Genomic DNA, 312 nt, shown 5'->3' on the forward strand with positions numbered 1-312 from the left:
GGAAACCAAGCGTAGCAGGAGAATTCGCCACAGCAGGCAGGACTGGCAGGGGTTCGTGTCCGAGTTTCTGACCAGTGGTCAGGACTGCAAGAGTTTCTGTCGGGATAAGGGATTAAATTCATCCCGGTTGGTACGTTGGCAAGGGGTATTTCGCAATGAGATTTCCCCTGCCATCAGCCAGATGCTACCCGTAGGGTTTTTGGATCTGGGTACGCTGCCTGCCCCTGAACCTCAACCCCGGACAGGAATCCTTGAACTCAAACTCGATCTGGGTGGTGGGGTGGTACTGACCCTCACCAGAAACTGATGTTC

Annotated in this window: 1 protein-coding gene; it reads left to right on the forward strand. The window is 54.2% G+C overall.

Annotation, left to right across the window (positions count from 1 at the left end; genetic code table 11):
* Positions 1-307, forward strand: a 307-nt coding sequence (gene tnpA / locus IV91_RS18555; RefSeq protein ID WP_031599160.1) for an IS66 family insertion sequence element accessory protein TnpA, incomplete at its 5' end; no start/stop codon positions are given.
* Positions 308-312: the final 5 nt, after the last annotated feature.

Source organism: Ferrovum myxofaciens (assembly GCF_000735045.1).
In the GTDB taxonomy this organism is placed as follows: Bacteria; Pseudomonadota; Gammaproteobacteria; order Burkholderiales; family Ferrovaceae; genus Ferrovum; species Ferrovum myxofaciens.